Raw genomic sequence first — 8,106 nt, 5'->3', positions numbered from 1 at the left:
AGCGCGCGCGCGATCGAGATGCGCTGGCGCTCGCCGCCGGACAGGCCCTGGCCGCGCTCGCCCACCATCGAGTCGTAGCCCTGCGGCAGGCGCAGGATGAATTCGTGGGCGTGGGCCGCGCGGGCCGACGCGATGATCTCTTCGCGCGTCGCGCCCGGCTTGCCGTAGGCGATGTTCTCGGCAATCGTCCCGAAGAACAGGAAAGGCTCCTGCAGCACCAGGCCGATGTGGCGGCGGTAGTCGGCCACGGCAAAGGTGCGGATATCGACGCCGTCCAGCAGGATCGCGCCTTCGGCCACGTCGTAGAAGCGGCAGATCAGGTTGACCAGCGTGCTCTTGCCCGAACCGGAATGGCCGACCAGGCCGACCATCTCGCCGGCCTTGATCTTCAGCGAGATGCCGCGGTTGACGGCGCGGTTACCGTAGCGGAAACCGACTTCGCGCAGCTCGATGTTGCCCGCCACTTTCGGCACCGTGACCGGGTTGACCGGGTCCGGCACGCTCGAGACGTGATCAAGGATGTCGAAGATGCGCTTGGCCGCCGACGCCGATTTCTGGGTCACCGACACGATACGGCTCATGGAGTCGAGTTTCACGTAGAAGCGGCCGCTGTAGGCGATGAAGGCCGACAGCGTGCCCACCGTGATGTCGCCCTGCGAAACCTGCCAGATGCCGAAGCACCAGATCACCAGCAGGCCCAGTTCGGTCAGCAGCGAGACCGTCGGCGAGAACAGCGACCAGACCTTGTTCAACTTGTCGTTGACGACCAGGTTATGGCGGTTGGCTTCGCGGAAGCGGTTGGCTTCGCGCTTTTCCTGGGCAAAGGCTTTCACCACGCGGATGCCGGGAATCGTATCGGCCAGCACGTTGGTGACCTCGCCCCACACGCGGTCGATCTTCTCGAAACCGGTGCGCAGCCGGTCGCGCACCACGTGGATCATCCAGGCGATGAAAGGCAGCGGCACCAGGGTGACCAGCGCCAGCCATGGGTTCATGCTGAACAGGATCACGCCCGTCATGATGATCAGGAGGACGTCCGACAGGAAGTCGAGCAGGTGCAGCGACAGGAAGACACTGATCCGGTCCGAGCCGCTGCCGATGCGCGACATCAGGTCGCCGGTGCGTTTACCGCCAAAGAATTCAAGGGACAGCCGCAGCAGGTGTTCGTAGGTGGTCGAGCGCAGGTCGGCGCTGATGCGCTCGGAGGCCAGCGCCAGCACATAGGTCTTGCCCCAGCCCAGCGCCCAGGCCAGCATGGACGCGCCGAACAGGCCGCCCATATATAAATAGACGAGCGAGACGTCGATGCTCTGGCCGTTCTGGTACGGGATCAGGACGTTGTCCATCAGCGGCTTGGTGAGATAGGGCGGGATCATGTGCGCCGCCGTCGAACCGAGCATCAGGAGGAAGCCGATCAGGAGCTGGCCCTTGTACGGCCGGGCGAAGCGCCACAGGCGGAACAGGGTCCAGGTCGAGGGCGGCGTATGCAGCACCTTGGCGCACACCGCGCACTCGGCGTCGTCGGCCTCGAGCGGCGCCTTGCAGCTCGGGCAGGCGTGTTGGTCGGCCTTCGACACCGGCACGCCCGAGAAGTGGCTCTTGAGCTGGTCGGCAAAAGCATCGGCCACGCGCACCGCGTGCAGGTTCTGCCCCAGCGTGAAGCGCCAGGACGCCAGCAAGCCGTCAGGATCGACCAGCTCCAGGTGGCCGACCCCGGCATGGTCGTGGTGGCGCAGCGCCAGCCCCGGGCGCCAGGTCCAGTCGCGCCAGTCGCTCTCGCCCGGCGCGCGCGCCAGCAGGCGGCGGTCGGTGACCACCACCAGGCCTTTCGTGAAACGTAATTTCGAATCGAGGTCAACCTCGACACTGTTTAAAACGTTTTCCCCTGGTGCAAGCTGTTTCGTAACGTCATTTTGCCAGTGTTCAGGCAACACGCCGGCGGTGACCGCCAGGGACGACGGAATAGCAAGTTGTTGAGTTGTCATGTAGTGCGCCCGACATCAGGCAATGGGTTCTGGTGGGATGTGCAGCAGGGCCGCTTTGACAGCGCACAGGTCTGCCGGCGCGTCCGTTTGCGTGAAATGCTCCACAAACAGATATAACGTTTCTGCGTATCTTTTGGATGACAGGAACGAAGCTTGGCAGAAAACGTTGCGGCACGGTAAGCTTCGGGCCGGCAAGTATACATGATGTGCGCTGCGGAACGCCGGCTTTCGGTACCGTAGCGACAGGCAGGCAAACATAGGTAAAGGCGCGCGGCATGCGAGCAGCGGCGGCCGGCAAAGACATTTTTTCATGAACAAGAAGAACGACATCAAGTTCCTCCGCGTGAACCACCTGCGCGGTCCGAACATCTGGACCTACCGCCCGGTCATCGAAGCCTGGCTCGACATCGGCGAACTCGAAGACTACCCCTCGCACACCCTGCCCGGCTTCACCGACCGCCTGCTCGCCTGGCTGCCGGGCCTGATGGTCCACCATTGCGGGGTCGGCTACCACGGCGGCTTCGTCGAGCGCCTGCGCGAAGGCACCTGGGCCGGCCACATCCTCGAGCACATCGTGCTCGAGCTGCAGAACCTGGCCGGCATGAAGACCGGCTTCGGCAAGACCCGCTCGACCGGCGAGCATGGCGTCTACAAGATGGCCTTCCGCACCCGCGACCCCATCGTCGGCCGCGCCGCGCTGGACGCCGGCCACGCCCTGATCATGGCGGCCATCAACGACACGCCCTTCGACATGGCCGCCACGGTCGGGCACCTGACCGGCCTGGTCGACCGCTACTGCCTCGGCCCGTCCACCGCCCACATCGTCGATGGCGCTACCGATCGCGGCATCCCCTCGATCCGGCTCACCGAAGGCAACCTGGTGCAGCTCGGCCACGGCGCCGCACAGCGCCGCATCTGGACCGCCGAGACCGACCGCACCAGCGCGATCGGCGAAGGCATCGCCAGCGACAAGGACCTGACCAAGACCCTGCTGGCCTCGTGCGGCGTGCCGGTGCCGGAAGGCGCCCTGGTACGCAGCGCCGAACAGGCATGGGAAGAAGCCCAGGACATCGGCCTGCCGGTCGTGGTCAAGCCGGTCGACGGCAACCACGGGCGCGGCGTGACGCTGAACCTCATGACCGAGGCCGAAGTCACCACCGCCTACGCGATCGCTTCGGAAGCCGGCGACAGCACGGCGGTGCTGGTCGAGCGCTTCATCCCGGGTAACGAACACCGCCTGCTGGTGGTGGGCCGCAAGGTGGTCGCCGCCGCCATGGGCGAATCGCTGTGGGTGACGGGCGACGGCACGCAGTCGGTCACCGAACTGTGCGACAGCCAGATCAACACCGACCCGCGCCGCGGCGACAGCGAAGAACACCCGTTAGGGCGCGTCACCCCGCGGGACGACGAAATCCTGCTCGACCTGAAGCGCCAGGGCCTCACGCCCGACTCCATGCCGCAGGCCGGCCAGAAAGTGCTGATCCAGGTGAACGGCAACGTCGCCGACGACATCACCGACCAGATGCACCCGTCGGTCGCGCATGCCGCGGCCCTGGCCGCGCGCATCGTCGGCCTCGACATCGCCGGCATCGACCTGGTGACCAGCGACATCACGCGCCCGCTGGAAGAGACGCGCGGCGCCATCATCGAAGTCAATTCGAGCCCGGGCCTGCTGGCCCACATCAAGCCGGCCAGCGGCGAGCCGCGCAATGTCGGCAAGGCGATCGTCGACCACCTGTTCCCGGAAACCGAGAGCGGCCGCATTCCCGTGGTGGGCGTCACCGGCACGTTCGGCACCAGCCTGATCGCGCGCCTGGTGGGCTGCCTGGTGCACATCACGGGCAAGCACGTGGGCGTGGCCAACGGCGAAGGCCTGTACCTGGACGCGCGCAAGGTCGCCGCGAAAGACGCGACCGGGTTCGACGCCGGCCAGCGCATCCTGATCAACCGCACCGTGCAGACCGCGGTGTTCGAATCGAATGCGCGCTCGATCCTGGCCGAGGGTCTCCCCTACGACCGCTGCACGGTGGGCATCGTGACCGACATGGAAGGCCTGGCGGGTCTCGACGAGTTCTACATCCGCGACCAGGATGCGCTGCGCAACGTCATCCGCAGCCAGGTCGACGTCATCCTCCCGGAAGGCACCGCCGTGCTCAATGCCGCGAATGAAGCCGTGGCGGCGCTGGCCGAACTGTCCGACGGCCGCGTGATCTTCTATGCACTCGACGAAGAGAACCAGGTCGTGGCCAGCCACCGCGCCGAAGGCGAGCGCGTGGTGTTCGTGCGCGACAACCGCATCATCCTGGCTGAAGGCTTCGACGAAGAAACCGCGTTGCTGGAGCTGTCGAAGATCCCGCCGGCGACGGTGAAGCATCCGGACAGCGTGCTGGCGGCGGTGGCCGCGGCATGGGCGCTGGGCGTGCCGCCAGACCTGATCTGCGGCGGCCTGCGCGCCTTCGACGCTACCCCTAAAAAGACGCATCACTAATACAAGAATGGCCCGGCCGCCGCCGGGCCCTGGCGACCGCACTGCCCCGAAAGCACGCGGCGCCGCGAAAGGACTGACGGTTTATGGAAGTATCTCGCGTACGGGCCCTGCGTGGCCCCAACCTCTGGAGCCACCACACCTCGGTGGAGGCGATCGTCGCCTGCACGCCCGAGGAAGAATCGATCGGCACCTTGAGCGGCTTCGAAGCACGCCTGCGCGCGCGCTTCCCGCAGGTGGGTTACCTGCAGCCGACCGGCCATGACGACACCGTGTCGATGGCCCAGGTGCTCGAGCGGGTCACCCTGTCGCTGCAGGCGGAAGCCGGCTGCCCGGTCACCTTCAGCCGCACCACCGCCACGCTCGAACCCGGCATCTACCAGGTCGTGGTCGAATACAGCGAGGAAGACGTCGGCCGCCTGGCCATCGAACTGGCCCAGCAACTATGCGAGGCCGCCCGCAACGACACCGAATTCGATCTCGCCGCCGCCCTGGCGCGCCTGCGCGATGTCGACGAAGACGTGCGCCTCGGCCCCTCCACCGGTGCGATCGTGCAGGCCGCCGTTGCGCGCAATATCCCGTTCCGCCGCCTGACCGAGGGCAGCCTGGTCATGTTCGGCTGGGGCAGCCGCCAGCGCCGCATCCAGGCCGCCGAGATCGACGCGACCGGCGCCATTGCCGAGACCATCGCCCAGGACAAGGAGCTGACCAAGAAGCTGCTGGACGCCGCCGGCGTGCCGGTGCCGCAGGGCCGCAGCGTGAGCGACCCTGACGATGCCTGGGCTGCGGCCCAGGAGATCGGCCTGCCGGTCGTGATCAAGCCGAAGGACGGCAACCAGGGCAAGGGCGTGACGGTCAACGTCACCACCAGGGAACAGCTCACGGCCGGTTTCCACACCGCGTCGGAATTCCGCGATGACATCCTGGTCGAGCGCTACCTGCCGGGCTACGACTACCGCCTCCTGGTAATCGGCGACAAGCTGGTGGCCGCCGCCCGCCGCGACCCGCCCTTCGTGGTCGGCGACGGCGTGCACAGCGTGCGCGAACTGGTCGAGCAGGTCAACCGCGACCCGCGCCGCGGCGAAGGCCATTCGACCTCGCTGACCAAGATCCGCTTCGACGACATCGCCCTGGCCACGCTCGCCGCGCGCGGCATGGATGCCGATTCGAAGCCGGCCCAGGGCCAGCGCGTCGTGCTGCGCAATAACGCCAACCTGTCGACCGGCGGCACCGCCACCGACGTCACCGACGACGTGCATCCGGAAGTCGCCGAGCGCTGCATCGCGGCCGCCCACATGGTGGGCCTGGACATCTGCGGCGTCGACCTGGTGTGCGACAGCGTATTGAAGCCGATCGAAGACCAGAACGGCGGCATCGTCGAAGTCAATGCCGCGCCGGGCCTGCGCATGCACCTGTCGCCTTCGTTCGGCAAGAGCCGCCCGATCGGCGAAGCCATCGTCTCGACCTTGTTCGCGGACGGCGACGACGGCCGCATCCCGGTGGTCGCCGTGACCGGCACCAACGGCAAGACCACGACCGTGCGCCTGATCGCCCACCTGCTCACCGCCTCGGGCCTGCGCACCGGCATGACCAATACCGACGGCGTCTACATCGAAGGCCGCCGCATCGACAGCGGCGACTGCTCCGGCCCGCGCAGCGCGCGCAACGTGCTGCTGCACCCGGACGTCGACGCCGCCGTGTTCGAAACGGCGCGCGGCGGCCTGCTGCGCGAAGGCCTGGCCTTCGACCGATGCCAGGTGGCCGTCGTCACCAACATCGGCGCCGGGGATCACCTCGGCCTGAACTACATCACGACGCTCGAAGACCTCGCGGTGCTCAAGCGCGTGATCGTCCAGAACGTGGCCGTGGGCGGCATGGCCGTGCTCAACGCCGCCGACCCGGTGGTGGCCGCGATGGCCGAGAACACCCATGGCGACGTCACCTTCTTCGCACTCGACGTCAACAACCCCTTGATGGCGATGCACCGCGCCCAGGGCCGCCGCGTCGTCTTCGTCGAAGACGGCCAGCTGGTCGCGGCGCAGGGCAGAATCGAGCACCGCGTGCCCTTGAGCGAGGTGCCGATCACCCGCGGCGGCGCGGTCGGCTTCCAGGTCGAGAACGTGATGGCTTCGGTGGCTGCCGCCTGGGCCGTGGACATCTCGTGGGACGCGATCCGCGCCGGCCTTCGCACCTTTGTCGGCGAAAGCGACAACGCGCCGGGCCGTTTCAACGTGTTCGACTACCGCGGCGCCACCCTGATCGCCGACTACGGCCACAACCCGGACGCGATCGCCGCCCTGGTCAATGCCGTCGAAGCGATGCCGGCGAAACGCCGCTCGGTGGTGATCAGCGGCGCCGGCGACCGCCGCGACCAGGACATCACCCAGCAGACCGAGATCCTCGGCCGCGCCTTCGACGACGTGCTGCTCTACCAGGACCAGTGCCAGCGCGGCCGCGCCGACGGCGAAGTGCTCGCCCTGCTGCGCCATGGCCTGAACGGCGCCACGCGCACCAGCCACGTCGAGGAAATCAATGGCGAATTCGTCGCCATCGACCGCGCGCTGTCGCGCCTGGAAGCGGGCGACCTGTGCCTGATCCTGATCGACCAGGTCGACGAAGCGCTGGCGCACATCGCGCGCCGGGTGGCCGAAGGCTGATGCCGTTTGATGCGCCGGCCCTGCCGGCGATGGGGATCCCTACCCTGCTGCGGGCGCTGTTCAAGCGCCCGCAGTCGCGTCCGGACGCGGCGATACCCGAACTGGTGACGGAGTACCGGCTCGATCAGCTGCCCTTGGACGACATCGCCCGCTACCGCGCGGCTTTCGGTTTCATGGAGGGGCAGGTTCCGGTCACCTGGTGGTACCTGATCGCGCAGCGCGCGCACCTGGCCACGATGCTGGATCCGCGCTTTCCGTTCCGGATCGTGGGCATGGTGCATATGGAGAATGCACTCACCGAACATGGCCGGGTCGAACCCGGACAGCCGCTCTTGGTGCGCACGAGCTTGCGCGTGCTGCCGCCATCCGGCAGCGGCGCCCTGCGCTGCACGCTGGAGACTGTCGGCAGCGCAAACGATGCCCTGGTGTTCACCTGCGCCAGCACCTATTTGATCAGACGCGGAACACGGCGCGACGCGAAGCCGGTGCAGGAAGCGGCGGCATCCCTTGGGGAAATCGTCACGCAATGGACGCTCGACGCCGCAGCAGGCCGCCGCTATGCGCGCCTGTCCGGCGACTGGAATCCGATTCATCTATATCGCTGGAGCGCCCGCCTGATGGGCATGCGCGGGCCGATCATCCATGGGATGCACACGCTGGCCGCCAGTTGCGCCGCGCTGGAAAAGCAATCGGGACGCCATGCCACGTCGATCGCCTGCCGCTTCCGCGCACCGGTGGCGCTGGGAACGACCGTCAGCTTGCGGGCGGAGATGGAACCGGGTGAGTTCGTGGTGGAAGCCGGCGGCAAGCAGGCAGTGACGGGGCACTGCACGCTGGCGTGATGGCAACAGAACCAGCAGAACCGGGGTCAGGTTGAGGCAGTCCGTGATTCATGGACATCCAAATAGGGGACAATATGCCCCGGAAGGATAAACATGAACCCGAAAAAGAAGCAGCTCCCATCCAAGCGGGAGATCAT

4 protein-coding genes are annotated in these 8,106 nt (G+C 67.1%); 3 read left to right on the top strand and 1 reads right to left on the bottom strand.

Features of this window, described 5'->3' with window-relative positions:
• Positions 1-1,985, bottom strand: a 1,985-nt coding sequence (locus AC56LR_RS21355) for a cyanophycin metabolism-associated ABC transporter (RefSeq protein ID WP_497133453.1), incomplete at its 3' end; no start/stop codon positions are given.
• Between the two features lie 310 nt (positions 1,986-2,295).
• On the opposite strand from AC56LR_RS21355, the gene AC56LR_RS21350 reads away from it, so the two are divergent.
• The 3 genes from AC56LR_RS21350 (at position 2,296) to AC56LR_RS21340 (ending at position 7,969) form a co-directional block, all read left to right on the top strand.
• Positions 2,296-4,473 carry a cyanophycin synthetase gene (locus AC56LR_RS21350; protein ID WP_497133451.1) on the top strand — a complete coding sequence of 726 codons (2,178 nt, stop codon included), beginning with the start codon at positions 2,296-2,298 and terminating at the stop codon, positions 4,471-4,473.
• Between the two features lie 83 nt (positions 4,474-4,556).
• Positions 4,557-7,127 (top strand): cyanophycin synthetase, encoded by a 2,571-nt coding sequence (gene cphA / locus AC56LR_RS21345; protein ID WP_497133449.1) that lies wholly within the window; start codon positions 4,557-4,559, stop codon positions 7,125-7,127.
• Entirely contained in the window at positions 7,127-7,969 is an 843-nt protein-coding gene (locus tag AC56LR_RS21340; protein ID WP_497133448.1) for a MaoC/PaaZ C-terminal domain-containing protein, read from the top strand. The genes cphA and AC56LR_RS21340 overlap by 1 nt, the downstream gene beginning before the upstream one ends.
• The last annotated feature ends 137 nt before the right edge of the window (positions 7,970-8,106 follow it).

Source organism: Telluria sp. ZT3P39 (assembly GCF_059685935.1).
The sequence above is the reverse complement of the archived record's forward strand: the minus strand, read 5'-3'. Positions and strand labels throughout refer to the sequence as shown.

Coding starts and splice junctions, on each gene's coding strand:
- AC56LR_RS21350 (WP_497133451.1), top strand. CDS start 2,296: ATGAACAAGAAGAACGACATCAAGTTCCTCCGCGTGAACCACCTGCGC.
- cphA (WP_497133449.1), top strand. CDS start 4,557: ATGGAAGTATCTCGCGTACGGGCCCTGCGTGGCCCCAACCTCTGGAGC.
- AC56LR_RS21340 (WP_497133448.1), top strand. CDS start 7,127: ATGCCGTTTGATGCGCCGGCCCTGCCGGCGATGGGGATCCCTACCCTG.